The sequence below is a fragment of the Streptomyces sp. NPDC001599 genome (genome assembly GCF_042893535.1).
Classification (GTDB): Bacteria; Actinomycetota; Actinomycetes; order Streptomycetales; family Streptomycetaceae; genus Streptomyces.
In genome coordinates, this window is the sequence record NZ_JBIAVA010000007.1 from 384,419 (window position 1) to 409,122 (window position 24,704).

Sequence of the window (24,704 nt, forward strand, 5' to 3'; positions counted from 1 at the left end):
CCGATCCCCGTACTCCGACGGTGGTCACCGCCGGCCCACTGCCTGTGGTCCGTAGTCGTGCTGTGCCCGGGGGGCACACAAACGAAGGTAGGGAAGCGTTGTCACGGCGCTGTGCGATGCAGCCTGCGGCAAACCCTCGGCTGTCCGTCGGTTGTGTAACGGAAGTAGGAACCGGGTAAACCGGCAGCCCACTTGATGGCGACATTGGGCGATTTGTCCGGCGGGGCGGCTGTCACGGAGATGCCGCCGGAGCTGTCACGAGAACAAGCGGGCTGTGCGTCAGCTCAGCGGCAGCCGGTACAGACCGTCCGCCAGCGGCTCCACCAGACCGTCGGCCACCAGACCGTCCAGGGCACGGGCCCGCTGGACCGGCTCCTGCCAGACCTGGTCGAGGGCCGCCTGCGGCACCGGCCCGGCCGCGTCCCGCAGCACCGCCAGCAGCCGTCCGCGTACCTGCCGGTCGGTGCCCGCGTACGTCTGCCCGCGCCGTGGCGGACCGTCGTGGGCGGGCTTGCCGGCCAGCCGCCAGGCGCACTGGGCCGCGATCGGGCAGCGGTGGCACGACTCGTTCTTCGCCGTGCAGACCAGCGCGCCCAGCTCCATGGAGGCGGCGGCCCAGCGGGCGGCACTCGCCTGCTCCTCGGGCAGCAGCGCCCGCGCCAGCTTCCGCTCGGCGGCGGTGGTGGCGTTCGGCGGGTACTGCACACCGGTGACCGCGCGGGCGAGGACCCGGCGGACGTTGGTGTCCAGCACGGCATGCCGCTGGCCGTAGGCGAAGGAGGCGACCGCGGCGGCCGTGTACTCGCCGATGCCGGGCAGTGCCAGCAGCTGGGCGTGGTCGGCGGGTACGTCGCCGCCGTGCCGTTCCGTTATGGCCGCCGCCGCGCCGTGCAGGCGCAGGGCGCGGCGCGGGTAGCCGAGCCGGCCCCAGGCGCGCACGGCCTCGCCGGGCGCCTCGGCGGCGAGGTCGGCGGGGCGCGGCCAGCGGGCCAGCCACTGCTCGTAGACGGGCTGGACGCGGCTGACCGGCGTCTGCTGGAGCATGAACTCGCTGACCATCACGCCCCAGGCCCCGGCCTCGGGGCGCCGCCACGGCAGATCGCGGGCGTGCTCGTCGAACCAGTCGATGACGGGGGCGTGCAGCGGCACACCGGACGCGGCGGGGTCGGAGGGTCCGCCTGGCGAGGGCTTCGTGGGCGCAGTCATGTCCCTCCGATCCTGCCACGGGAGGACCGCCGCACGGGAACACCGCCACCCGGAGACCGTCGCGGACGTCATCCGGCCGCCGAAAGGGGCTTCTGGACGGTCTCCGGAATGATGATCCGTAAAAGTTGCGGGCCCAAACGGCGGGTGGGACAAGGGAACGCGTCGATCTCTCGTACAGTTTGCGCCGTGGGATCTCTGCGCAATCCGGTCGGGCCGCTTCCCTCCACCATCTACTGGCGACGGAGGGCCGTACTGCTGTCTCTTTTCGCCCTGTTGGCGCTATTGATCACGTGGATCGTGGTCTCCGGCGGCGGGGACGGCGGCAAGGGCCGCGAGGACGGGGCCAACGGCAAGAACCCCGCACCGTCGATCACTCCGGGCCCCTCGGGGTCCGGCCCGGCGATCAGCCAGGCGCCGGGCGGACGCGACGAGTCGGGCAGCGGCGACTCCAACGGCTCGGGTTCCGGCTCGAGTTCCGGCGGCGAAGGCTCCGGCAACGGTTCCGGGTCCGGCGACGAAGCGTCCGGCGGTGGATCGGCCGGGTCGGGAAGCGCCGGAGGCGGCGGGGGCGGCGCGGTGACCGGCGTCGGCGCGGGCGACGCGCTGCCGGCCGGGTCGAGCCTGCCCAACTGCACGCCGGGCGCCGTGAAGTTGAGCCTGCGCAGCGTCCGCAACAGCTACTCGCCCGGACAGACCCCCGCGTTCGAACTGACCGCGCGGAACACGTCCGGCAGCGACTGCAAGGTCGATCTCGGCCCGAAGAACGCGGTGTTCACCATCACCCCGGCCGACGGCGACGACGCCTACTGGGCCTCGGACGACTGCGTCAAGGGCACGGGCAGCCTGCGCTACCGGGTCGCCGCAGGCAGCGGCATCACCTACACCACCAAGTGGGACCGCAAGCCCAGCGCCCCCGAGTGCGGGACGCCGCCGGCGGGTTCGGCCAAGGCGGGCACCTACCTGGTGGAGGCCAAGGCACCCGGCTTCGAGAAGGTCCAGACGTCCTTCGTCCTCAAGAACGACTGACACGACGCGCGGCCGCCCCCTCGGGACCGCCGCGCGTCAGACGTAACGCTCCAGGATCGACGACTCCGCCAGCCGCGACAGCCCCTCCCGCACGCTGCGCGCCCGCGCCTCGCCGACACCGTCCACCGTCTGGAGGTCGTCCACACTCGCCGCGAGCAGCTTCTGCAGACCACCGAAGTGCTCCACCAGCCGGTCGATGATCGCGCCCGGCAGCCGCGGCACCTTGGCCAGCAGCCGGAAACCGCGCGGCGACACCGCGGAGTCCAGCGTTTCGGGCGACCCGGTGTACCCCAGGGCCCGCGCCACCGTGGACAGTTCCAACAGCTCGGCATGGCTGAGCTTGTCCAGCTCGGCGAGCGCCTCGTCGACCGTGCGGGACCGCTTGGCGGTCGGCTCGGGCACGTAGTCCCGCACGACCAGCTCGCGCTCCGGCTCCACACCGGCGATCAACTCGTCCAACTGCAGCGCCAGCAGCCGCCCGTCCGTCCCCAGCTCCACCACGTACTCGGCGATCTCGGTGGCGATCCGGCGCACCATCTCGAGCCGCTGAGCGACCGCCGAGACGTCCCGCACCGTCACCAGGTCCTCGATCTCCAACGCCGACAGCGTGCCCGCGACCTCGTCGAGGCGCAGCTTGTACCGCTCCAGGGTCGCCAGCGCCTGATTGGCCCGCGACAGGATCGCGGCCGAGTCCTCCAGCACCCGCCGCTGCCCGTCCACGTACAGGGCGATCAGCCGCATCGACTGCGACACCGACACGACGGGGAACCCGACCTGCTTGCTGACCCGGTCGGCGGTCCGGTGCCGGGTACCGGTCTCCTCCGTCGGAATGGTCGGATCCGGAAGGAGCTGCACCCCCGCCCGCAGGATCTTCGACAGGTCCGAGGACAGCACGATGCCGCCGTCGAGCTTGCACAGCTCGCGCAGCCGGGTCGCGGTGAACTCGACATCCAGCACGAAACCGCCCGTGCACATCGACTCGACGGTCTTGTCGGAACCCAGCACGATCAGACCGCCGGTGTTGCCGCGCAGGACCCGCTCCAGGCCGTCGCGCAGCGAGGTGCCGGGCGCCACGGCGCTGAGTGAGGCGCGCATCAGGCCATCGGCACCGGCACTCCCACCGGACTTTCCGGGAGCTGCTGCCCGGTCGTTGGCTGCCACTGCACTCCTCCGGTCGCAGGTTCTTCTGGCGCTCCCGTGTCGCACACTCGGTCGTACGGACGGGCGAGACCAGGGCAAAGTCTACCGGCGGTCCTCCTCCTCCCGTGTGGCCTCTCGCCGACGCGAGCGCGGAAGCACCCGCAGGGCGTCCCCCATGTCCGCGACTTCCAGGACCTTCATGCCGTCGGGGACCCGGCCCGGATCGGCCGGGACCAGGGCGTGCGTGAACCCCAGCCGATGCGCTTCGGAGAGCCTGCGCTGCACCCCCGTGACCCGTCTCACCTCTCCCGCGAGCCCGACTTCGCCGATCGCGACGAGGTTCTTGGGCAGCGGAGTGTCACTGGCCGCACTCGCCAACGCCAGCGCGACGGCGAGGTCGGCGGCCGGCTCGGAGAGCTTCACCCCGCCCACCGTCGCGCTGTAGATGTCCCTCTTCCCCAGCGCGCTGATGCGCCCGCGCTGCTCCAGCACGGCCAGCATCATCGACACCCGCGAGGTCTCGAGCCCCGAGGTCGTACGCCGCGGCGACGGGATCTGCGAGTCCACGGTCAGCGCCTGCACCTCGGCGACCAGCGGCCGGCGTCCCTCCAGGGTGACGGTCAGACAGGTCCCGGGCACGGGCTCGGCCCGCCGCGTGAGAAAGAGCCCGCTGGGATCGGCGAGCCCCGTGATCCCCTCGTCATGCAGCTCGAAACAGCCGACTTCATCGGTCGTCCCGTACCGGTTCTTGACCCCCCGCACCAGCCTCAGCCGCGCATGCCGGTCGCCCTCGAAATGCAGCACGACGTCCACGAGGTGCTCGAGCAGCCGCGGGCCCGCGATGGCCCCGTCCTTGGTGACGTGGCCCACCAGCAGCGTGGACATGCCGCGTTCCTTGGAGGCCCGGATCAGCGCCCCCGCCACCTCCCGCACCTGCGCCATGCCACCCGGGGCGCCGTCGATCTCGGGCGAGGCGACGGTCTGCACCGAGTCCAGAATCAACAGCGACGGCTTGACGGCGTCGAGGTGCCCGAGCACCGCCGCGAGGTCGGTCTCTGCGGCGAGATAGAGATGGTCGTCGATGGCGTGGATCCGGTCGGCCCGCAGCCGCACCTGGCTGGCCGACTCCTCACCGGTGACATACAACGTCCGGTGCTCGTCGCTCGCGGACTTGGCCGCAACGTCAAGCAGCAGCGTGGACTTCCCGACGCCCGGCTCACCCGCGACGAGCACCACGGCGCCGGGCACCAGACCGCCGCCGAGCACCCGGTCCAGCTCGGGCACGCCGGTGGAGCGGGCGGTCGCCTGACGCCCGTCCACCTGACCGATCGGCACCGCGGACGTGGTCACTCGCCCCGGCGTGGTCGTACGCACGGCGGGCGTGCCGTACTCCTCGACCGTGCCCCAGGCCTGGCATTCGGGGCAGCGGCCGAGCCACTTGGCCGTCTGCCAGCCGCACTCGGTGCAGCGGTAGGAGGGCCGTTCCTTGGCGGACTTCGTACGGGCAGCCATGCACGAACGGTAACCGCCCCCACTGACAACCGACCCCGCGGTCCGCGCTCCGGCACCGGGGGGGCGGCCCGGTGTTACCGGGGCCCCGGGGTGGGTGCGGGCGCGGGGTGACGCGGCCCGGCGTTGCGGGGTGCCGCTGCGCCCACCCGTGCCGCCCCAGCGGCACGACTGCCCGCAGCTGCGGCGGCGTAACAGGACCGGCGGCAGGATCGGGGAAAGCCGCGTACGGCGAGGGGCGGGACGCGGGGCGTTGGCGGGGGAAGCCGCGTACGGCGCTGAGGGGGCGTGTCGGGGGGTGTCCGCCCGCAGCGGTTGGCGCGTCAACGCCCCGAGCCTTTTCAAGGAACCGATTTCGCGCCGTTCCGAGGACGGACACCCCCCGGCGCGGCCCCGACCCACCCACCGCACGCACCGCGCTACGCGCACCCCCACCGAACCCGCACAGGCCGCCGCAGGCACCCCGAACGGACGACTCCCGCCCCGCCCCGGCCACGGAAGAACGGCTTCCTGTCCCCTTATGAGGGATCGTTTCACCCGTACGGATTAAAAGTGCCCAACGCGCCAGTTCGCGCCACCCATAGCCCCCTACGGTCGCCGAGTGATGAGGAGCAGTCCGGAAACCACGACCCGCACGACCGGCGCACACCGGGCGCACCGGGAAGCGCGTGACCGCACCGCGGCCAGGGCCCTGGCGCAGCCGCCGGCGCAGCGCCCACCCGCGCGTTACGCCGCGTACGACGCGTATCTGGACGGCCTGTTCACGTACTGCCTGTCCGTGCTCTGCGACCACGACACCGCGACCGCCGCCCTGGGCGACGTCCTCGCCATCGCCGAGCGCCGAGGCCACCGCGGCCCCGGCCCCGCGGCCGACCGCAGGGCCTGGCTGTACGCGCTGGCCCGCTGGGCCTGCCTGCGCAAGCTGGCCGAGGCCAAGCAGAAACGTCCGAGCAGCCACGCGGCGGGCCGCCCCGCCCCTTCCGCCACTCCCGCCACCGCCACCAACCCCAGCGCCCCCACCACGCCCGCAACCGACGAGACGCACCAGCGCCACCGCAGCGAACTCGCCCTCCTCGCCTGGCCGGAGGCCGCCGGCACCAGCCCCGAGCAGCGCGAGGCCCTCGAGCTCGCCGTGCGCCACCACCTCGCCCCCCACGAGGTCGCCGCCGTCCTCGGCATGGACCTCGCCGCCACCAGGGAACTGCTCGCCTCGGCCGCCTGCGAGGTGGAACGCACCCGAGCCGCCCTGGCCGTCGTGGAGACCGGCACCTGCACGGGCGTCGCCCGCCTCACCGGCGACAACCGCTACGTCCTCAGCAGCGCCCTGCGCCGCGAGCTGGTCCGGCACGTCGACGACTGCCCGCGCTGCCGCCGGACCGCCGAGCGCGCGATCCCCGGCCGCTGGCCCGGCACCAGCGTCACCCCCGCCGAACTGCCCGTCCTGGAGGCCCCCCGCACCGCACTGCACGTCGCCCTGGCCCACACCCCGCGCGCGCGGGGCGCCGCCCCCCGCTTCGACCGGCGCGGTTTCCCCATGGACCCCAAGGATCGCGCGGCCCGGCGGGACCGTCTGCGCGCCCGTGCCGTCACCACCACCGTCGTCGCCACGGTCGTGGCCGCCCCAGTGCTCGCCCTGTGGGCGGCCTACCGGGGCACCCCCGTCGTCGAGGGCGAGGAGGGCCGCTCGGCCAGCGCCAGCGAGGCGCAGGACCCGGACGCCCTGGAAGGCGAGTCGGCGGGCGGCGCCTACGGGTACGAAAACGCCGGCAACGCGAGCACCACCCCGGGCACCGGCTTCGGCGAGAAGGGCGAGGCCGACGTCTCCGTGGAGGTCGTCGGCGTCTCCGGCACCGGCGGGAAGGGGGCCGGTCACCTGGAGGTGACGGCGGGCCACGACGGGGACACCACGCTGGTCACCCTGACCGCGACCGGCGACGCCCCGGTGCACTGGTCCGCGTCCGTCGGCGCCTCCTGGCTCTACCTGAGCCAGTCCTCGGGGACTCTGCGCCCCGGCGAGGCCGTGACGGTCAGGGTGTACGTCGACCACCTGCGCGAGCCGTCCGGCCGGTGGAGCGCACGGGTGGCCGTCTCGCCCGCCGGCGCCGTCGTGGCGATCGAGGGCTACGGCACCGCACCCGCCCCGACCCGCCCGGGGCCGCGCCCCGGCCCGCCGGACGACACGTCGTCCCCGTCCCACCCGGGCGGTGACCCGGACCCGGACCCGTCGCCGTCCACGTCGCAGCCGCCCGACCCCACGCCGACCGGCGACCCGTCGCCGACGCCGCCCGACCCGGACCCGACGACGAACGAACCGTCCCCGACCGGCGGCACGGACGGCTCGTCCCCACCACCGGGCAACAGTGACAGCGGCGCCCCGAGCCCGTCGGACTCGTAGACCGGCACGGAACCGGCACCGGTACTGGACCCGGCACCGGAGCCGGAACCGGCCCCCGGCCTCAGCGACCGGCGGGATCCGCCGGATGCGGAGCCAGCAACGGCAGCTGCGAGGCCAGCCGCTCCTCGCACAGCTCGACCAGCCGGTCGTACCCCGCCTTGCCCATCAGCTCGACCAGCTCCGGCCGGTAGGAGACGTACACCGGGTCGCCCGCGCCGTGCGCCGAGGTCGCCGACGTGCACCACCAGTGCAGGTCGTGCCCGCCGGGCCCCCACCCCCGCCGGTCGTACTCACCGATCGACACCTGCAGCACGCGCGTGTCGTCGGGCCGGTCGATCCACTCGTACGTCCGCCGGACCGGCAGCTGCCAGCACACGTCCGGCTTGGTCTCCAGCGGCTCCCGGCCCTCCTTCAGCGCCAGGATGTGCAGCGAGCAGCCCGCACCCCCGGAGAATCCGGGCCGGTTCTGGAAGATGCACGAGCCCTGGAAGGGCCGGGTCTGCCGGGAGCCTTCGTCGTCCTCGGAGGTCCAGCCGTTCCGCGTGCCCTCGGCGTGGTGCTGCCAGATGTCCGGCGTGAGCCGCGCCACGTGCCCGGCGACCCGCTTCTCGTCGTCCTCGTCGGAGAAGTGCGCGCCCAGCGAGCAGCACCCGTCGTCCGCGCGGCCCGCCTGAATGCCCTGGCAGCCGCTGCCGAAGATGCAGTTCCAGCGGGAGGTCAGCCATGTCAGATCGCACCGGAAGACCTGCTCGTCGTCCGCCGGATCCGGAAACTCCACCCACGCGCGCGCGAAGTCGAGCCCCTTCTCGTCGCCCGCGATGTGCTTCTTGTCCTTCTTGGCCGACTTTTCGTCCTTCGCCTTTTTCGTCTTTGGCACGGCTCCAGGGTAAGTCGCCGGAGCGGAAGGACGGGACCACGGCGGGCCCCGCCCGCAGTAGCGTTCCGTACATGAGACTCGGTGTCCTCGACGTGGGTTCGAACACGGTGCATCTGCTGGTGGTCGACGCGCACCCCGGCGCCCGCCCGCTGCCCGCCCACTCGCACAAGGTGGAACTGCGCCTCGCCCAGCTCCTGGACGAGCACGGGGCGATCGGCCCCGACGGTGTCGACCAGCTGGCCGCGGTCGTCCGCGAGGCGCTCCAGGCGGCCGAGGACAAGGGCGTCGAGGACCTCCTGCCGTTCGCCACCTCGGCCGTGCGCGAGGCGAGCAACGCCGACGACGTCCTCGCGCGCGTGCGTGCCGAGACCGGCGTCGAGCTGACCGTACTCACCGGCGCCGAGGAGGCCCGGCTCACCTTCCTCGCCGCCCGCCGCTGGTTCGGCTGGTCCGCGGGCAGGCTGCTGGTCCTGGACATCGGCGGCGGCTCCCTGGAGATCGCGTACGGCATGGACGAGGAACCGGACGCCGCCGTGTCGCTGCCGCTCGGCGCGGGCCGGCTGACCGCGGCCCGGCTGCCCGACGACCCGCCCCACCCGGACGACGTCAGGGCGCTGCGCCGCCACGTCCGTACGGAGATCGCCCGGACGGTCGGCGAGTTCAGCCGCCTCGGTGCCCCCGACCACGTGGTCGCCACCTCGAAGACCTTCCGGCAGCTGGCCCGCATCACCGGCGCCGCCCGCTCCGCCGAGGGCCTCTACGTCCAGCGCGAGCTGAAGCGTGCCTCGCTGGAGGCCTGGGTTCCCCGCCTGGCCGCCATGACCAGCACCGAGCGCGCCGAGCTCCCCGGCGTCTCCGAGGGCCGGGCGCACCAGCTCCTGGCCGGCGCCCTGGTGGCCGAGGCCGCGATGGACCTCTTCCGCGTGGAGAGCCTGGAGATCTGCCCGTGGGCGCTCCGGGAGGGCGTGATCCTGCGCAGGCTGGATCACATGGGCCAGGGATGACGCGCGAGCAACCACAACGCGACCCGCCCCCACCCCCACCCCCGACCCCACCCCTCGGCCCCACACCTATGGCACTCACCCCCCGGCCCCGCACCTATGGCACTCACCACAACGCCGAACGGGCACCCCGCACCCACCCGAGCCCACCCCGTAACCTGACCCCCGTGGCAAAACCAAGCGACGCCGTCCGCACCCCGGACACGAAGGTCGCCCTGTCGACGGCTTCCGTCTACCCGGAGTCGACGGCGACGGCCTTCGAGATCGCCGCCCGCCTCGGTTACGACGGCGTGGAGGTGATGGTCTGGACGGACCCGGTCAGCCAGGACATCGAGGCGCTGCGCAGGCTCAGCGACTACCACCGCATGCCGATACTCGCCGTGCACGCACCGTGTCTCCTCATCACCCAGCGCGTCTGGTCCACCGACCCCTGGGTCAAGCTCCAGCGTGCCCGCGCCGCCGCCGAGAAGCTCGGCGCGTCCACCGTCGTCGTGCACCCCCCGTTCCGCTGGCAGCGCCAGTACGCGCGCGACTTCGTCGACGGCATCTGGCGGATGGCCGACGAGACGGACGTCCGCTTCGCCGTCGAGAACATGTACCCCTGGCGCTACCGCGACCGCGAGATGCAGGCCTACGCCCCCGACTGGGACGTGACGAAGGACGACTACCGGCACTTCACGATCGACCTCAGCCACGCCGCGACCTCCCGCACCGACACCCTCGACATGATCGACCGCATGAGCGACCGCCTCGGCCACGTCCATCTGGCCGACGGCAAGGGCTCCGCCAAGGACGAGCACCTCGTCCCGGGCCGCGGCAACCAGCCCTGCGCCGAGGTGCTGGAGCGCCTCGCGCACACCGGCTTCGACGGCCACGTCGTCATCGAGGTCAACACCAGGCGCGCGATGTCCGGCGCCGAACGCGAGGCCGATCTCGCCGAGGCGCTGGCCTTCACCCGCCTGCACCTGGCCCAGGCCGTGCCCCCGGCCCCGGGGGCCGCACACGCGGCGCGGACGGACCACCGGTGAGCGACGGCGCCAAGGGGAACGGGGCCAACGGGAACGGGGCCAACGGAAAGCGGGCCGACGGGAACGGGGCCGACGGGAACGGGGCCGACGGGCACGGGGCGCCCCGTCGTCGCGGCCGCCCGCCCCGTAAGGAGTCGGGGGACACCCGCGACCGCATCCTCACCACGGCCCGCGAGGAGTTCTCCGAGCGCGGCTACGAGAAGACGTCCGTGCGCGGCATCGCCAAGTCCGCGGGCGTGGACCCCGCTCTGGTGCACCACTACTTCGGCACCAAGGAGCAGGTCTTCGAGGCGGCCATCGAGGTCGCCTTCGCGCCCGCCATGGACGCCCCCGAGGCGATCGCCGACGGCCCCCTGGACGGGGTCGGCGAGCGCCTGACCCGCTTCATCTTCGGCGTCTGGGAGAACCCCGCCACCCGCACCCCCCTGCTGGCCATCCTCCGCTCGGCCGTGAACAACGAGACCGCCGCCACCGTCTTCCGGCGGCTGATCGCCGCCCAGCTGCTGCGCCGGGTCGCGGCCCAGCTGAACCTGCCGGACGCGGAACTGCGCGTCGAACTGGCGGCGGCGCAGCTGGTGGGGTGCGCGATGCTCCGCTACGTGATCAAGGTGGAGCCACTGGCCTCGGCCGACCCGGAGCAGCTCGTCGCCCGCCTGGCCCCGGTCGTACAGGGCCACCTCACCGCCCCCTGAGGCCACCCCCGAGGCCCCACCCACGAGCCCCCCAGGCCCTCAGGCCCCTAGACCCCCACGACGGCGTACGGCGAGACGTGCGTCCCGCATTCCGGACACCCTGTCCCGACCCCTGGATGACCGGCGTACGCTCGACGGCAGTCATAACTCTCCGAAGGAGCGAGCGACGATGCCCGAACTGAGGTCCCGCACTGTCACCCACGGCCGCAACATGGCGGGCGCCCGCGCCCTTATGCGTGCCTCCGGTGTACCCGGCGCGGACATCGGGCGGAAGCCGATCATCGCCGTCGCCAACAGCTTCACGGAGTTCGTGCCGGGCCACACGCACCTGGCCCCCGTCGGCCGGATCGTCAGCGAGGCGGTCACCGCGGCCGGCGGCATCCCGCGCGAGTTCAACACGATCGCCGTGGACGACGGCATCGCCATGGGCCACGGTGGCATGCTCTACAGCCTCCCCTCCCGCGACCTGATCGCGGACAGCGTGGAGTACATGGTCGAGGCGCACTGCGCCGACGCCCTGATCTGCATCTCCAACTGCGACAAGATCACCCCGGGCATGCTCAACGCGGCGCTCCGCCTGAACATCCCCACGGTCTTCGTCTCCGGCGGCCCGATGGAGTCCGGCCGCGCCACCCTGGTCGACGGCACGGTCCGCACGCTCGACCTGGTCGACGCGATGTCGGAGGCGGTCAACGACAAGATCTCCGACGCGGACATCCTCCGCATCGAGGAGAACGCCTGCCCGACCTGCGGCTCCTGCTCCGGCATGTTCACCGCCAACTCGATGAACTGCCTGACCGAGGCCATCGGCCTCTCCCTGCCCGGCAACGGCTCGGTGCTGGCCACCCACACCGCCCGCAAGGCGCTCTACGAGAACGCCGCCCGCACGGTCCTGGACCTGACCCGCCGCTACTACGAGCAGGACGACGACTCGGTCCTGCCCCGCAACATCGCCACCCCCGCGGCCTTCGGGAACGCCATGGCGCTGGACATCGCGATGGGCGGCTCCACCAACACGATCCTGCACCTGCTGGCGGCCGCCCAGGAGGCGGAGGTCTCCTACGGCCTCGCCGAGATGGACGCCCTCTCGCGCAGCGTCCCCTGCCTGGCCAAGGTCGCGCCCAACGTCGCCAAGGACCGCACGTACTACATGGAGGACGTGCACCGCGCCGGCGGCATCCCCGCCCTCCTCGGCGAACTGCACCGCGGCGGCCTGCTCAACGAGGACGTCCACTCCGTGCACAGCCCGTCCCTGGCCGACTGGCTGAAGACCTGGGACGTGCGCGGCGGCTCCCCCTCCAAGGAGGCGGTCGAGCTGTGGCACGCGGCCCCCGGCTGCGTCCGCTCCGCCGAGGCCTTCTCCCAGTCCGAGCGCTGGGACACCCTGGACGAGGACGCCGAGGGCGGCTGCATCCGCTCCGTCGAGCACGCCTACTCCAAGGACGGCGGCCTCGCCGTCCTGCGCGGCAACCTCGCCGTGGACGGCTGCGTCGTCAAGACGGCCGGCGTCGACGAGTCCATCTGGACCTTCGAGGGCCCGGCGGTCGTCTGCGAGTCGCAGGAGGAGGCCGTCCAGAAGATCCTCACCCAGCAGGTCAAGGAGGGCGACGTCGTCGTCATCCGCTACGAGGGCCCCAAGGGTGGCCCCGGCATGCAGGAGATGCTCTACCCCACCTCGTACCTGAAGGGCCGCGGCCTCGGAAAGGCCTGCGCCCTGGTCACCGACGGCCGCTTCTCCGGCGGCACCTCGGGCCTGTCCATCGGCCACGCCTCCCCGGAGGCGGCGGCCGGCGGCACCATCGCCCTCGTCGAGGACGGCGACCGCATCCGCATCGACATCCCGAACCGCTCCATCGAGCTGCTCGTGGACGACGCCGAGCTGACCCGCCGCGAGCAGGCCCTGAACGGCGTGTACGCCCCGAAGAACCGCGACCGCAAGGTCTCCGCGGCCCTGAAGGCGTACGCCGCGATGGCCACCAGCGCGGACAAGGGCGCGGTCCGCGACGTCAGCAAGCTGGGCTGAGGCCCGCCCGGGGGACCGGACCCGGGCGGCGGCCTACCAGGCCCCCGGGTCCCGCCCCGACACCCCGAAGACCGTCCCGTCCGGCGCCCCGGCGTACACGTGCCCGCCCGCGAGCAGCGGCGCGGGCAGTGACGCGGGCACCGTGTCGGAGTCGGCGCCGAGCCGCGGCCGGGTCTGCCCGAGGAGCCTGCCCTTGCGCGCGTCGACGCCGAGGAGCCGCCCGTCGGGCGCGGTGACGTACACGTGCCGCCCGTCGGAGACCGGCGCCGAACCCCGGCTCACGCCCGTCTCCAGCCGCCACGCCTGTTTCCCCGCCGCCATGTCGACGGCGACCAGTGACCCGCCCGCGCCCATGAGGTACACGGTGTCCCCGCGCACGCCCGCCGACGCCGACGCCTGCTCGACCGGGATCGGCAGCGTCACCCGCCGGGTCGCCCCGGTGCCGGGCGTGTAGCGGACCACGGTCCTGACGTCGCCGTAGGTCGCCCCCTCGGCGACGAGGAACACGGAACCGTCCGCCGCCGCCCCCACGGGCGTCAGCGCCCCCGCCAGCTCCGTGTCCCAGCGCACGTCCCCGCTCGCCGGCTCCACCGCGGTGACGTGGGTCCGCCGCCCGTCCCCGCTCTGACTCGTCGCGTACGCCGCCGGATGCCGCTCCCCGGCGAACGAGGTGAAGTACGGCACCGCCTGCCCGGGGATCCGGTGCGTCCACCTCGTCCGCCCCGAGGCGCTGTCCACGCCGGTGACCATCCCGTCGGCGCGGGTGAGCAGCAGCATGTCGCCGACGGTGCGCAGTCCGTCGTACGCGGGCATGTCCTCCTGCCACTCGGGCTCACCCGTCGCGGGGTCGAGCGCCTCCAGCGGGCCCAGCAGGCCGACCTCGGGCTGCACGAGCCCGCCCGACACGACCGGCGGTTCGTTCCGCACGGCCTCCTCGACGGGGTGCCGCCACAGCGTGCTCCCGTCGGCCGGATCGAGGGCGAAGACCGCGCCGGGCCGCGCGCACAGCAGCCGCCGCGCGGCGTACGAGCACTGCGGCATCCCGCCGCCCTGCGCCGCGGGCACCGCCTCCCACGCCCCGAACCCGCCCGGCGCACTCTGTGCGGTGGGCGTGCGCGCGGGCTCGGCACCGCCGAACGCCTGCACGGCCACGAGGCTCCCGATCACGGCGAGACCCACCGCCCCGGCGACGAGCGCCGACCGCTTCCCCAGCCGCCGTACGACCCGCCCGGACCGCCGTACGGACGGCTCGGCGGGCTCCTGCGGCGCGGACGGCGCACCGGCCCCGCGCGGGGTCTCCTCCCGCTCGGTCCGCGGTGCCGGTATGAACACCTGCGTGTCGTAGGCCGCCGCGACCGACCGCAGCTCCCGCATCAACTCGTCCGGTGTCGGCCGGTCCTCGGGTTCCTTGGCGAGGCACCGCAGCACCATCGGCGCGAGCGACTCCGGTACGCCGGTCAGGTCGGGCTCGTCGTGCACGACCTGGTAGGCGACGACGTAGGGGCTGTCGGAGTCGAAGGGCCCCCGCCCGGTCGCCGCGTGCACCATCAGTGAACCGAGGGTGAAGACGTCGGCGGCGGGCCCCACCTCCCGGGGCCGCCGGAACTGCTCGGGCGCCATGTACGGCGGCGTGCCGATCAACTTGCCCGTCTCGGTTCGCAGTTCGCTGTCCTTCGGCCGGGAGATGCCGAAGTCGATGACCTTCGGACCGTCCTCGGCGAGCAGGACGTTGCTCGGTTTGAGGTCACGGTGCACGACGCCGACCCGGTGGATGTCGCGCAGCGCCTCGGCGAGTCCGGCCATCAGCCGCCGCAGCTGGGGCTCGTCCATCGGCCCGTTCCGCTTCACCTGCTCCGAGAGCGTCGGACCGGGGATGAACAGCGTCGCCATCCAGGGTCGTCCGGCCTCCGGGTCGGCGTCCACGACCGGCGCCGTGAAGGCCCCGCTCACCCGCCGGGCCGCCGCCACCTCCTGCCGGAACCGCCCCCTGAACTCGGGGTCCCTGGCATACGTCGCGTGCACGACCTTGACCGCGACGCGCATCCCGGAGGTGCTGCGGGCCAGGTGTACGACGCCCATGCCGCCCGAGCCGAGGCGGGACTCCAGCCGGTAGTGGCCGGCGTACTCCGGAAGTTCCGCTTCCGCGTCCGCTCCGGCATCCCGCTGCGGCGCCATGGAACCACCCCCGTGCTGTTCGTTCGCGCGAGCGATGCTCGGAGCCTAGTCGATGGGGCGTACGGGACAGAGGCGGCCTGCCGACTCGCGTGTGCGAGTTGCGAACTGGCGTTTCATGGCTTGTTCTTGGGGTATTACCGCTGCCCCGCGAAAGTCGCGGGGTGTTCAACGGGGGGAGTTCCTTCATGTCGGTCGACCAGGTCCAGAACATCGGCGGCGGGGAAGAGGGCGAAAAGACAGAGGGCGAGGGAGTCGTCGCGGCGGCGGCCCTGCGCTCCTACCCGGTCGCGCCGGGCTACCGCCTGAACGTGCGCAGCGGCCCGGGCACCAACTACTCCACGGTGCGGGTCCTGGCCGAGGGCTCCAGGGTCACGATCAACTGCCAGCGCACGGGGCAGTGGGTCTCCGGCCCCTACGGCACCTCGAACATCTGGGACAGCATCGGCAGCGGTCAGTACGTCTCCGACGCCTACATCCTCACCGGCAGCGACGGTTGGGTGGCCCCGCGCTGCTGACCTTGTAACAGGGATGTCCTGGGGACGTACTAGGAGGTTCCCGAGGGGAACGGCGTGCCGGGCCGAGTGGCTCTTGGTGATCAGAAACGCCCGCTCGCACCGATGGGTACGGGCGGACCGGCACGCCAACCGATCCTGAGGTAGACAACGATGCGCGTTCGCAAGCTGACCATCGCCGCCATGGCCCTCGCCGCCGGTCTCTCGCTCACGGCCTGCCAGAACGACGACGACGGCACGGGCCAGAGCACCGCTCCGCCGGCCGCCTCCACCGCGGCCTCCTCGGACGGCGGCTCGGGATCGGGCGGCTCGGACTCCGCGGGCTCGGACGCCGAGGGGGAGTCCCCGAACGGGACCGGCGGCACCGAAGGAACAGGGGGCTCCGGCGGCACCGGCGGGTCCGGCGAGGACGGCAAGGCCGCCAAGTGCAGCACCGACGAGCTGGAGATCACGGCGATGGACGCCACCGTCGGCGGCGACACCGAGGGGACCGTCGCGGTCGACCTGAAGAACGGCGGCGGCCGGGACTGCTCCCTCGCGGGCTACGCGGGCGTCGACCTGAAGACGAACTCGGGCACGGTGTCCGCCGAGCGCACGGGCGACCCGGCCCCCAGGATCGTCCTCAAGGACGGGGAGACGGTGACCTTCGGCATCACCTACCCGATCAACGACTCGGGCGGCTCCGGCGTCCGTATCACCGGCCTGGTGGTGACCCCGCCCGACGAGACGAAGTCGGTCACCCTCGACTGGCCGGGCGGCGCCTCGCTGCCCGTCACGGACGGCTCCGGCACCCCGGTGCGGGTCGGCCCGCTCGGCAGCGCCGGCCAGGGCGGCTGACCGCACCGCACGCCTCAGGAGGCGCGGGCCATAATCGACCCGTGAGCACAGAGAACGGCACGAACGGCATCCCGGACACCCAGGCGGGCCCCCGCCCCGAACCCCTGCGGTTCTACGGCACGTCCTGGGTGAACCACGACGACGGCTACGCCGCCCGCCGGGTGGGCCTCGCCGTGGGCTCGCTCGCCGTGGCGGCCGCCGCCTGCTTCGTGCTCCGCGTCGCCTACCAGGGCCTCCAGATCGCCGACATCGGCAGCTTCGTCTCGCTGCTGATGATCGTGATGTTCGCGATCTGCAGCGCCCTGGCCTTCCGCCACACCTGGTCCGGCTTCACCAGCCGCCCCGACCCCGACCGCCAGGCCTCCATGCGCGGCCTGCTCGCCATCGGCTTCGTCGGCTCGCTCCTCGCCTACTTCTTCCGCACCTTCACCGAGGCACCGGGCGAGAAACTGCACCGCGCGGAGTACGACAGGGCCCGCGAGGAGTACGAGAAGCGCACCACCCGCCGCTCGGGCAACCCGATGAAGAAGCGCCGCCGGAAGTAGCGGGCCGGCGGACTGCCCGCCCGACCGACCGACCGCCTGCCTGCCCGCCCGACCGGAACCGAGGGCCCAAGGGCCCCTTCCGCGGCGCTCCCGCAAACCCCTTCGCCCCGCCGATCCGCCAGGCCACCATGGCCGTATGACGACATCTCCGCAGGCCGGCCACAGCGCCCGGGCCCATTCCTTCAACGCGGCCGCGGCCCAGTACGCCGCCAACCGCCCCTCCTACCCGCCCGCCCTCTTCGAGGCGCTGGAGGAGCTGACCGGCCGTCCCCTCAAGGGCTCCCGCGTCGTGGACGTGGGCGCCGGCACCGGCCTCGCCACCGCCCGCCTGCACGAACGCGGCGCCGACGTCATCGCCGTCGAACCCGGGGCCGGCATGGCCACCGAGTTCCGCCGGGCCCTCCCCGGCGTCCCCGTGGTGCGCGGCAACGGCAACGCCCTGCCCCTCGCCGCCCACAGCGCCGACCTGCTCACCTACGCCCAGTCCTGGCACTGGACCGACCCCGCCCTGGCCGTCCCGGAGGCGCTGCGGGTGCTGCGTCCGGGCGGCGCGCTGGCGCTGTGGTGGAACACCGACGCCCACGACGTGCCGTGGATCGCGGAGTCGTCGCGACGCGTCGACCGGCACTTCGCGGATTTGAACCTCTCCGCCGAGAAACGAAACTTCGACGCCCGCTTCGCCGACCCCACCGGGAACCTGGACTTCGTCCACCAGGAGATCCGCTGGAGCCGTCGCGTCCCTCTCGACACCCACCTGGCCAACCTGGGCAGCCACTCGGTCTTCCTGACCGACACCGAGGAACGCGCCACGGCCTTCTTCACCGAGGAGCGCCAACACCTGCTGGCCGCCTTCCCGGACGGCCTGGTCGAGGAAACCTACAACGTCCACCTCCTCCTCGCCCCGACCCCAACGACCTGACGGGCCCTTACGGTCTGGCGGCTCGGCGGCTCGGCGGCTCGGCGGCTCGGCGGCTCGGCGGCCTGGCGGCCTGGCGGTCCGGCGGCCCCACGGCGCTTGACGGCACAGGCGCCCAGGAGGAGTATTCATCACATGATGAATTACTCGACGGAGCACTCCTCCCCGCCGCCCGACGGGCAAGGCGGCGACCCCGCCCCGCCCGCCGTCCGGGCCGAAGACCTCACCGTCGTCCGCGGCCCCCGCACCGTTCTGCGAGGCCTCGGTTTCACCGTCCCGCGCGGTCGGATCACCGGTCTCCTCGGCCCCTCTGGCTGCGGCAAGTCGACGCTGATGCGGGCGATCGTCGGCACCCAGGCCAAGGTCACCGGCACCCTGGACGTCCTCGGCCGCCCGGCCGGCCACCCGGCCCTGCGTACCCGCATCGGCTACGTCACCCAGGCCCCGTCCGTCTTCGACGACCTGACCGTCCGCCAGAACCTGGACTACTTCGCCGACATCCTCGACCCCGGCCGGGCGGCCTCCGACCGCCGCCGCGAGGACGTCACCCGGGTCATCGCCGACGTCGACCTCACCGCCCACTCCGACGCCCTGGCGGGCAACCTCTCCGGCGGCCAGCGCAGCCGGGTCTCCCTCGCCGTGGCCCTCCTGGGCGCCCCCGAACTCCTCGTCCTCGACGAACCGACGGTCGGCCTCGACCCGGTACTCCGCCGCGACCTGTGGACCCTCTTCCACTCCATCGCCGCCGACCGCGGCGCCACCCTCCTCGTCTCCTCCCACGTCATGGACGAGGCCGAGCGCTGCCACCGACTGCTCCTGATGCGCGAGGGCGAGGTCCTCGCCGACGACACCCCCGACGCCCTGCGCACCCGTACCGGCTCCGAGACGGTCGAGGAAGCCTTCCTCCACCTGGTCGACGAGGCGAAGGCCAAGGCGGCGGCCCGCACGAAGGAGACCACCCGATGACCACGTCCACGGCCCCCGCCGCCCCCGCACCCGCCCTCACTCCGGCCCCCACCCGCCCCCTGAGCCTCTCCCGCACCACAGCCACCGCGACCCGCGTCCTGCGCCAGCTGAGCCACGACCCCCGCACCATCGCGCTCCTGATGCTGATCCCCTGCGTGATGCTCTTCCTGCTGCGCTACGTCTTCGACGGCAGCCCGCGCACCTTCGACAACATCGGCGCCTCACTCCTCGGCATCTTCCCGCTGATCACGATGTTCCTGGTCACGTCCATCGCGACGCTGCGCGAGCGCACCTCGGGCACCCTCGAACGGCTCCTCGCCATGCCCCTCGGCAAAGGCGACCTCATCGCGGGATACGCCCTCGCCTTCGGCGCCCTCGCCATCGTCCAGTCGGCCCTCGCCACCGGCCTGGCGGTCTGGTTCCTGGGCCTGGACGTGACGGGCAGCCCCTGGCTCCTCCTCCTGGTCGCCCTGCTCGACGCCCTCCTGGGCACCGCACTCGGCCTCTTCGTCTCGGCCTTCGCGGCCTCGGAATTCCAGGCGGTCCAGTTCATGCCGGCAGTGATCTTCCCCCAGCTCCTCCTCTGCGGCCTCTTCACCCCGCGCGACAACATGCACCCGGCCCTGGAGGCCGTCTCCGACGTCCTGCCCATGTCCTACGCGGTGGACGGCATGAACGAGGTCCTGCGCCACACCGACATGACCACCACCTTCGTCCGCGACGCCCTCATCGTCGCCGGCTGCGCCCTGCTGGTCCTGACCCTGGGAGCGGCGACCTTGAAACGCCGAACGTCATAGCCAACCAGCCCGTCCGGCGCGTGAGGACGAGGCCGTCCAGGCCGAAAGGGGCCTGGGGGAGCAGCCCCCGGGGACGGGAACGGGAAGGGGCGGCGGGGGCGAAAAGATCCAAGCCGGACCACCCACCCGCACTGCGCGCCCCGCATCCCGCGGACTGGACGCGGAACGCCCCGCCCCCAGCCGCGATGCGAGGATGACCCCGGACCACGCGCGCACCCCGGAGGGCACCGAACCCATGACCCAGAAAGTCGCAGTCCTCGGCACCGGCAAGATCGGCGAAGCCCTGCTCAGCGGCATGATCGGAGCCGGCTGGGCCCCCGCCGACCTCCTGGTCACCGCCCGCCGCCGGGAACGGGCCGACGAACTCCGCGCCCGCCACGGCGTCACCCCGGTCACCAACGCCGAGGCCGCCAAGACCGCCGACACCCTGATCCTCACGGTCAAGCCCCAGGACATGGGCACCCTCCTCGACGAACTCGCCCCGCACGTCCCGGCCGACCGCCTGGTCATCAGCGGCGCGGCGGGCGTCCCCACCTCCTTCTTCGAGGAACGCCTCGCCCCCGGCACCCCGGTCGTCCGCGTCATGACGAACACCCCGGCCCTCGTCGACGAGGCCATGTCCGTCATCTCCGCCGGCACCCACGCCACGGCCGCCCACCTGACCCACACCGAGGAGATCTTCGGCGCCGTCGGCAAGACCCTCCGCGTCCCCGAGTCCCAGCAGGACGCCTGCACCGCCCTCTCCGGCTCCGGACCGGCGTACTTCTTCTACCTGGTCGAGGCCATGACCGACGCCGGCATCCTCCTCGGCCTGCCCCGCGACAAGGCCCACGACCTGATCGTCCAGTCGGCTATCGGCGCCGCGAAGATGCTCCGCGACAGCGGCGAACACCCCGTCAAGCTCCGCGAGAACGTCACGTCTCCCGCCGGCACCACCATCAACGCCATCCGCGAACTGGAGAACCACGGCGTCCGCGCCGCCCTCATCGCCGCCCTCGAGGCCGCCCGCGACCGCAGCCGCGAACTGGCCTCCGGCACCAAGGACTGACCCTCTTGACGCCGCCGTGAGCACGGGGATACCACCACCCTGGACGGCGAGACACTCGTACTCGACGGAGTGGACGGCGCCGCGACAGCGGAAGGACCACTGGTCGACGGCACCGGTTCGTTCACCGTGAGTACGGAGGTCACGCTGGACGGAGCCGAGGTCGCCACCTGGGACGTCGGCCGTGCGGGCCAGGTCGTGAGCCAACGCGCATCCGACGGTTCCACCTGGGGCCTGTGGTACGAGGCCACCGGCACGACGACGGTCCTGGACCCGGACACGTTCGAGGAGATACTGGTCCCCGTCGGTGTCTGGCGCTTCGGCCGCCTCAATGCCGACGGCACCCACGTAGCGGTCACCTCCGACGAGGCCGCACGACCGGACGAACCCGTCAGGCTGACCGGCGTCTACGACGCCCAGGACCAAGTGGTCAAGCTCTACGTCGGGACCAGTCAGAACGGCGACGGGCGTGTCGTCCCGAGCCCGCCCGGCTCGGGCGTCTTCACCGTCGGAGGGACGACGGACGGCGAGAGCTGGACGCGGCACCTCCCCGGACGCATCCACGACGTCCGAGTATGGGCCGGTGCCGCGGCCTCGTCCCAGCAGATCAGCGAGCTGACCAGCGACTGACCGACCCTGTCCGCGCGGTCGGCGCGTCCATCACGCCGACCGCGCGACGGCCATGCTCGTCCCGCCCCGCCCGGGCGATGGTTCACTTCGCCGCCGCGACCACGTCCTGCGTCGTCACCACCCGGGCGAACCCGCCCCCGTGCAGCGACACCGCCGACGCCCGCGCCAGCTCGTCCGCGCTCTGCCGCCAGCCGAAGGGCCCCTCCAGGTCGAAGGTGTACGTCGCGTCCAACGGGACCACCACCTCGTACCCGAGGTTCCCGCCCATCCGCGCCGTCGTCTCGACGCACATGTTCGTCTGGATTCCGGCCAGCACGAGCTGCCGGATCCCCGCCGCCCGCAGCCAGGCGCCCAGGTCCGGCGCGCCGAGGAACGCCGAGTTCACGCTCTTCGTGACCAGCAGCTCGGCCCCGCCCCCCTTCCCGCGCCGCTGCTCCACGTACTCCTTGAACCCGTTGCCCTCGTACCCCTCCCGCAACGGCGACCCGGCCTTCACCGAGTCGTGCCGCACGAAGACGACCGGCCGCCCGGCCGACTGCCACGCGTCGATGAGCGCGGCGATGTTGTCGTCCGCCCCCGGGTTGTTGCGCGTACCCCAGAAGTCGGACTCCTCGAAGCCCTTCTGCACGTCCACGACCACCAGTGCCGCGTTCTCAGCGATGTCCATGCCTCAGATCGTGCGGCCAGGCGGTCCGAACTCCCAGAAGTCCAAAAGCCAGCGATCGATGATTTACTGCCACCCATGCCCGGCGCAACAGAAGCAACACGAGCAGTACGAGCGGCAGAGCCCCCCTACCGCGTCGCCCTCGTCGCCTTCCCCGGCATCCGGGCCTTCGACGTCGCCGTCATCACCGAGGTCTGGGGCACCGACCGCACCGATCGCGGCGCCCCCGCCTTCGACCTGCGCCGCGTCGCCGCCGACGGCACCACCACCGTCCCGATGCGCGGCGGCCTCGCCCTGCACCCCGACCGTTCCCTCGACTGGCTGGCCGAAGCCGACCTCGTCGTCGTCCCCGGCCTCGACGACCACCTCACCCCGGCCCCCGCCCCGGTCCTCGCCGCCCTCCGCCGCGCCCACGCCCGCGGCACCACCGTCGCCGCCCTGTGCGGAGGCGCCTTCACCCTCGCCCAGGCCGGCCTGCTCGACGGCCGCCGCGCCATCACCCACTGGCGCCTGCTCGACCTCCTGCGGACCCACCACCCCCGGGTCACCGTCGTCCCGGACGCCCTCTTCATCGAGGACGACAACATCTGGACCGCCGCCGGCACGGCAGCCGGCATCGACCTCTGCCTCCACCTGGTACGCCTGGCCCACGGCGCCGAAGCCGCCGCCACCATCGCCCGCTCGATGGTCACCGCACCCTTCCGCACCGGTACCCAGGCCCAGTTCATCGAGCACCCCACCCACCACGCCGACCGCGACGCCGACGCCCTCGCCGCCGTTCGCGAACACGCCCTGCGCCACCTCGACGAGCCCCTCACGGTCGCCGACCTGGCCGCCCGCGCCGGCATGTCCCCGCGCTCCTTCGCCCGCCACTTCGCGGCGGCCACCGGCACCACGCCGCTGCGCTGGCTCCTGGACCAGCGCGTCGCCGCGGCCCAGAAGCTCCTCGAACGCACCGACCTGCCCATGCCGGAGGTGGCCCGCCGGGCGGGGTTCGGCAGCGAGGTCATGATGCGCCAGCACTTCGCAGCACGCCTCGCCACCAGCCCCCGCGCCTACCGGGCCGCGTTCACCGGGGGCAGCAGCCCGATCGCCCGGTAGGCCGCGTCCACGGTCGGCCGTGCCATCGCCCGGGCCTTCTCGGCCCCCTCCCGGAGCACACCGTCCACGTACCCGGGATCGGCGGACAGTTCCATGTGCCGCTCCCGCACGGGCCGCAGCATCTCGACGACGGCCTCCGCGGTGTCCTTCTTCAGCGCGCCGTACGAGTCGTAGCCGTCCGCCAGTTCCGCCGGATCCCCACCCGCGCAGGCGGCGAGAATCTCCAGCAGGTTGGCGAGCCCGGCCCGCTCCTCCCGGTCGTACACCACGTCACGCCCACTGTCGGTCACCGCCCGCATGACCTTCTTCCGCACCACGTCCGGCTCGTCCAGCAGATAGACGATCCCCGGCCCGGTGTCGTCGCTCTTCCCCATCTTCGACGCGGGTTCCTGCAGATTCATGACCCGAGCCGCCACCGTCGGACTGGTCGCCCGCGGCACCACGAACGTGTGCCCGTACCGCTGGTTGAACCGCACCGCGAGATCCCGCGCCAGCTCGACATGCTGCGTCTGGTCCTCCCCGACCGGCACCTCGTCCGTCCCGTAGGCCAGGATGTCGGCCGCCATCAGTACGGGATACGTGAGCAGCGACAGCCGCACACTCCCGCCCCTGACCCGCTCCCGCGCGGCCTTCTCCTTGTACTGGATCATCCGCCGCATCTCGCCGTCGGTCGCCACGCACTCCAGTACGTACGACAGCCGGGCGTGCTCGTCCACGTGACTCTGCACGAAGACGGTGCACAGCTCGGGATCCAGCCCCGCCGCCAGCAACAGCGACGCCGCCTGCCGGCTGAGTCTGCGCACCCGCGCCGGATCGTGGTCCACGGTCAGCGCGTGCAGGTCGACGACGCAGAACAGCGCGTCGGACCGGTGCTGGTCCACCGCGGCCCACCGCCGCATGGCGCCCAGGTAGTTCCCCAGCGTCAGGTGCCCGGTCGGCTTGACCCCACTGAAGACCCGTGTCATCTCTCCACCTCCTGGTCAGGGCCGCCGCCACCCGTCGGCCGCCCCTCCTGGAAGGAGATACGAGAACGGCCGCCGAAGCGGCGGCCGTCGAGTGCATACGTGTGTGCGGCCGCCGTCAGGCGGCCCGCCAGAGCTGGGTACACGTACGCGTCATCACGCACGCCACACTACGCCTCCGGAGGCCGTACGACCCGGGATTTGACACGACCCTCCCACCCTCCTAGTGTTCTCCGAGTTGTCCGACGTGAGCGCCGACCCCGGTCGGTCCCCGGACAGCGATTCCGCAAGTACTCACCACTCTTCGACGAACAGTCGCGTAGTTCGGCGTCGTCGATCTGTCGGTGCGCGTATTAACGGAATGAGGAATCCACGTTCGAAAGAACGCGGCCCCCGATTAGCTCGGGAGCCGGGAGTCCGCTAGAGTCTCACCTCGTCGAAACGGCTCAAGGGCCGCGAAGACAGCCCCCTCTGACGGGGAATCAGAGCCCGAAAGGATCTGATAGAGTCGGAACCGCCTGAAAGGGAAACGCGAAAGCGGGAACCTGGAAAGCACCGAGGAAATCGGATCGGAAAGATCTGATAGAGTCGGAAACGCAAGACCGAAGGGAAGCGCCCGGAGGAAAGCCCGAGAGGGTGAGTACAAAGGAAGCGTCC

General features: G+C 72.7%; 22 protein-coding genes. 15 read left to right on the top strand and 7 right to left on the bottom strand.

The window, feature by feature from the left end:
* Positions 1 to 279: 279 nt before the first annotated feature.
* Positions 280 to 1,206 carry an A/G-specific adenine glycosylase gene (locus ACFYZ3_RS20670; RefSeq protein ID WP_115742725.1) on the bottom strand — a complete coding sequence of 309 codons (927 nt, stop codon included), beginning with the start codon at positions 1,204 to 1,206 and terminating at the stop codon, positions 280 to 282.
* A 186-nt stretch (positions 1,207 to 1,392) separates the two neighbouring features.
* On the opposite strand from ACFYZ3_RS20670, the gene ACFYZ3_RS20675 reads away from it, so the two are divergent.
* On the top strand, positions 1,393 to 2,232 hold the full coding sequence (locus ACFYZ3_RS20675) for a hypothetical protein (protein ID WP_388519546.1): 840 nt from the start codon (positions 1,393 to 1,395) through the stop codon (positions 2,230 to 2,232).
* 36 nt (positions 2,233 to 2,268) lie between these two features.
* Here the strand turns inward: ACFYZ3_RS20675 and disA are convergent, their stop codons facing one another.
* Together disA and radA are read right to left on the bottom strand one after the other, a co-directional pair.
* Positions 2,269 to 3,393 carry a DNA integrity scanning diadenylate cyclase DisA gene (gene disA, locus ACFYZ3_RS20680; protein ID WP_003975482.1) on the bottom strand — a complete coding sequence of 375 codons (1,125 nt, stop codon included), beginning with the start codon at positions 3,391 to 3,393 and terminating at the stop codon, positions 2,269 to 2,271.
* An 81-nt stretch (positions 3,394 to 3,474) separates the two neighbouring features.
* On the bottom strand, positions 3,475 to 4,884 hold the full coding sequence (gene radA / locus ACFYZ3_RS20685) for a DNA repair protein RadA (RefSeq protein ID WP_388519549.1): 1,410 nt from the start codon (positions 4,882 to 4,884) through the stop codon (positions 3,475 to 3,477).
* 601 nt (positions 4,885 to 5,485) lie between these two features.
* Between radA and ACFYZ3_RS20690 the strand changes: the two genes are divergently transcribed.
* The gene (locus ACFYZ3_RS20690) at positions 5,486 to 7,276 is read left to right on the top strand and encodes a hypothetical protein (protein ID WP_388519551.1); all 1,791 of its coding nucleotides are present in this window, start codon (positions 5,486 to 5,488) and stop codon (positions 7,274 to 7,276) included.
* Between the two features lie 61 nt (positions 7,277 to 7,337).
* Here the strand turns inward: ACFYZ3_RS20690 and ACFYZ3_RS20695 are convergent, their stop codons facing one another.
* Complete coding sequence (locus ACFYZ3_RS20695) at positions 7,338 to 8,153, bottom strand: hypothetical protein (RefSeq protein WP_361012345.1); 816 nt, start codon at positions 8,151 to 8,153, stop codon at positions 7,338 to 7,340.
* Positions 8,154 to 8,224: 71 nt separating this feature from the next.
* On the opposite strand from ACFYZ3_RS20695, the gene ACFYZ3_RS20700 reads away from it, so the two are divergent.
* The 4 genes from ACFYZ3_RS20700 to ilvD all read left to right on the top strand — a co-directional run bounded on the left by ACFYZ3_RS20700 (position 8,225) and on the right by ilvD (position 12,897).
* The gene (locus tag ACFYZ3_RS20700) at positions 8,225 to 9,157 is read left to right on the top strand and encodes a Ppx/GppA family phosphatase (protein ID WP_388519554.1); all 933 of its coding nucleotides are present in this window, start codon (positions 8,225 to 8,227) and stop codon (positions 9,155 to 9,157) included.
* A 164-nt stretch (positions 9,158 to 9,321) separates the two neighbouring features.
* Complete coding sequence (locus ACFYZ3_RS20705) at positions 9,322 to 10,182, top strand: sugar phosphate isomerase/epimerase family protein (RefSeq protein WP_388519557.1); 861 nt, start codon at positions 9,322 to 9,324, stop codon at positions 10,180 to 10,182.
* Complete coding sequence (locus ACFYZ3_RS20710) at positions 10,179 to 10,874, top strand: TetR family transcriptional regulator (protein WP_388519560.1); 696 nt, start codon at positions 10,179 to 10,181, stop codon at positions 10,872 to 10,874. Before ACFYZ3_RS20705 ends, ACFYZ3_RS20710 begins: the two co-directional genes overlap by 4 nt.
* A 169-nt stretch (positions 10,875 to 11,043) precedes the next feature.
* The gene (gene ilvD / locus ACFYZ3_RS20715; protein ID WP_003975489.1) at positions 11,044 to 12,897 is read left to right on the top strand and encodes a dihydroxy-acid dehydratase; all 1,854 of its coding nucleotides are present in this window, start codon (positions 11,044 to 11,046) and stop codon (positions 12,895 to 12,897) included.
* Positions 12,898 to 12,930: 33 nt separating this feature from the next.
* Here the strand turns inward: ilvD and ACFYZ3_RS20720 are convergent, their stop codons facing one another.
* On the bottom strand, positions 12,931 to 15,072 hold the full coding sequence (locus ACFYZ3_RS20720) for a serine/threonine-protein kinase (RefSeq protein ID WP_388519563.1): 2,142 nt from the start codon (positions 15,070 to 15,072) through the stop codon (positions 12,931 to 12,933).
* Positions 15,073 to 15,257: 185 nt separating this feature from the next.
* Between ACFYZ3_RS20720 and ACFYZ3_RS20725 the strand changes: the two genes are divergently transcribed.
* The 8 genes from ACFYZ3_RS20725 to ACFYZ3_RS20760 all read left to right on the top strand — a co-directional run bounded on the left by ACFYZ3_RS20725 (position 15,258) and on the right by ACFYZ3_RS20760 (position 21,320).
* Positions 15,258 to 15,587, top strand: coding sequence for an SH3 domain-containing protein (locus ACFYZ3_RS20725; RefSeq protein ID WP_388519566.1), 330 nt, complete (start codon positions 15,258 to 15,260; stop codon positions 15,585 to 15,587).
* A 150-nt stretch (positions 15,588 to 15,737) separates the two neighbouring features.
* Complete coding sequence (locus tag ACFYZ3_RS20730; protein WP_388519569.1) at positions 15,738 to 16,421, top strand: DUF4232 domain-containing protein; 684 nt, start codon at positions 15,738 to 15,740, stop codon at positions 16,419 to 16,421.
* 41 nt (positions 16,422 to 16,462) lie between these two features.
* Positions 16,463 to 16,966, top strand: a complete 504-nt coding sequence (locus tag ACFYZ3_RS20735) for an EamA/RhaT family transporter (RefSeq protein WP_388519571.1) — start codon at positions 16,463 to 16,465, stop codon at positions 16,964 to 16,966.
* A gap of 136 nt (positions 16,967 to 17,102) precedes the next feature.
* Positions 17,103 to 17,885 carry a class I SAM-dependent methyltransferase gene (locus tag ACFYZ3_RS20740; protein WP_388519574.1) on the top strand — a complete coding sequence of 261 codons (783 nt, stop codon included), beginning with the start codon at positions 17,103 to 17,105 and terminating at the stop codon, positions 17,883 to 17,885.
* A 132-nt stretch (positions 17,886 to 18,017) separates the two neighbouring features.
* Positions 18,018 to 18,848, top strand: coding sequence for an ABC transporter ATP-binding protein (locus ACFYZ3_RS20745; RefSeq protein WP_361012369.1), 831 nt, complete (start codon positions 18,018 to 18,020; stop codon positions 18,846 to 18,848).
* Positions 18,845 to 19,645 carry an ABC transporter permease gene (locus ACFYZ3_RS20750; RefSeq protein ID WP_361012371.1) on the top strand — a complete coding sequence of 267 codons (801 nt, stop codon included), beginning with the start codon at positions 18,845 to 18,847 and terminating at the stop codon, positions 19,643 to 19,645. Before ACFYZ3_RS20745 ends, ACFYZ3_RS20750 begins: the two co-directional genes overlap by 4 nt.
* Before the next feature lie 235 nt (positions 19,646 to 19,880).
* Positions 19,881 to 20,693, top strand: a complete 813-nt coding sequence (gene proC / locus ACFYZ3_RS20755) for a pyrroline-5-carboxylate reductase (protein ID WP_356370555.1) — start codon at positions 19,881 to 19,883, stop codon at positions 20,691 to 20,693.
* Between the two features lie 69 nt (positions 20,694 to 20,762).
* Positions 20,763 to 21,320 carry a LamG-like jellyroll fold domain-containing protein gene (locus tag ACFYZ3_RS20760; protein ID WP_388519579.1) on the top strand — a complete coding sequence of 186 codons (558 nt, stop codon included), beginning with the start codon at positions 20,763 to 20,765 and terminating at the stop codon, positions 21,318 to 21,320.
* An 82-nt stretch (positions 21,321 to 21,402) separates the two neighbouring features.
* On the opposite strand, the gene ACFYZ3_RS20765 is transcribed toward ACFYZ3_RS20760, so the two are convergent.
* On the bottom strand, positions 21,403 to 21,987 hold the full coding sequence (locus ACFYZ3_RS20765; protein WP_388519582.1) for a cysteine hydrolase family protein: 585 nt from the start codon (positions 21,985 to 21,987) through the stop codon (positions 21,403 to 21,405).
* Between the two features lie 75 nt (positions 21,988 to 22,062).
* On the opposite strand from ACFYZ3_RS20765, the gene ACFYZ3_RS20770 reads away from it, so the two are divergent.
* Positions 22,063 to 23,085 (top strand): GlxA family transcriptional regulator, encoded by a 1,023-nt coding sequence (locus tag ACFYZ3_RS20770; protein ID WP_388519585.1) that lies wholly within the window; start codon positions 22,063 to 22,065, stop codon positions 23,083 to 23,085.
* On the opposite strand, the gene trpS is transcribed toward ACFYZ3_RS20770, so the two are convergent.
* A complete protein-coding gene (gene trpS / locus ACFYZ3_RS20775) occupies positions 23,040 to 24,050 on the bottom strand; it encodes a tryptophan--tRNA ligase (protein ID WP_388519588.1) in 1,011 nt (336 codons plus the stop codon). The two genes, ACFYZ3_RS20770 and trpS, sit on opposite strands and share 46 nt — an antisense overlap.
* Between the last annotated feature and the right edge of the window lie 654 nt (positions 24,051 to 24,704).

What these genes read in the sequence shown, in the direction of transcription:
- ACFYZ3_RS20670 (WP_115742725.1), bottom strand. Translation starts at nt 1,206, where the DNA reads ATGACTGCGCCCACGAAGCCCTCGCCAGGCGGACCCTCCGACCCCGCC.
- radA (WP_388519549.1), bottom strand. Translation starts at nt 4,884, where the DNA reads ATGGCTGCCCGTACGAAGTCCGCCAAGGAACGGCCCTCCTACCGCTGC.
- ACFYZ3_RS20690 (WP_388519551.1), top strand. Translation starts at nt 5,486, where the DNA reads ATGAGGAGCAGTCCGGAAACCACGACCCGCACGACCGGCGCACACCGG.
- ACFYZ3_RS20700 (WP_388519554.1), top strand. Translation starts at nt 8,225, where the DNA reads ATGAGACTCGGTGTCCTCGACGTGGGTTCGAACACGGTGCATCTGCTG.
- ilvD (WP_003975489.1), top strand. Translation starts at nt 11,044, where the DNA reads ATGCCCGAACTGAGGTCCCGCACTGTCACCCACGGCCGCAACATGGCG.
- ACFYZ3_RS20720 (WP_388519563.1), bottom strand. Translation starts at nt 15,072, where the DNA reads ATGGCGCCGCAGCGGGATGCCGGAGCGGACGCGGAAGCGGAACTTCCG.
- ACFYZ3_RS20725 (WP_388519566.1), top strand. Translation starts at nt 15,258, where the DNA reads ATGTCGGTCGACCAGGTCCAGAACATCGGCGGCGGGGAAGAGGGCGAA.
- ACFYZ3_RS20730 (WP_388519569.1), top strand. Translation starts at nt 15,738, where the DNA reads ATGCGCGTTCGCAAGCTGACCATCGCCGCCATGGCCCTCGCCGCCGGT.
- ACFYZ3_RS20740 (WP_388519574.1), top strand. Translation starts at nt 17,103, where the DNA reads ATGACGACATCTCCGCAGGCCGGCCACAGCGCCCGGGCCCATTCCTTC.
- ACFYZ3_RS20745 (WP_361012369.1), top strand. Translation starts at nt 18,018, where the DNA reads ATGATGAATTACTCGACGGAGCACTCCTCCCCGCCGCCCGACGGGCAA.
- ACFYZ3_RS20750 (WP_361012371.1), top strand. Translation starts at nt 18,845, where the DNA reads ATGACCACGTCCACGGCCCCCGCCGCCCCCGCACCCGCCCTCACTCCG.
- proC (WP_356370555.1), top strand. Translation starts at nt 19,881, where the DNA reads ATGACCCAGAAAGTCGCAGTCCTCGGCACCGGCAAGATCGGCGAAGCC.
- ACFYZ3_RS20765 (WP_388519582.1), bottom strand. Translation starts at nt 21,987, where the DNA reads ATGGACATCGCTGAGAACGCGGCACTGGTGGTCGTGGACGTGCAGAAG.
- ACFYZ3_RS20770 (WP_388519585.1), top strand. Translation starts at nt 22,063, where the DNA reads ATGCCCGGCGCAACAGAAGCAACACGAGCAGTACGAGCGGCAGAGCCC.
- trpS (WP_388519588.1), bottom strand. Translation starts at nt 24,050, where the DNA reads ATGACACGGGTCTTCAGTGGGGTCAAGCCGACCGGGCACCTGACGCTG.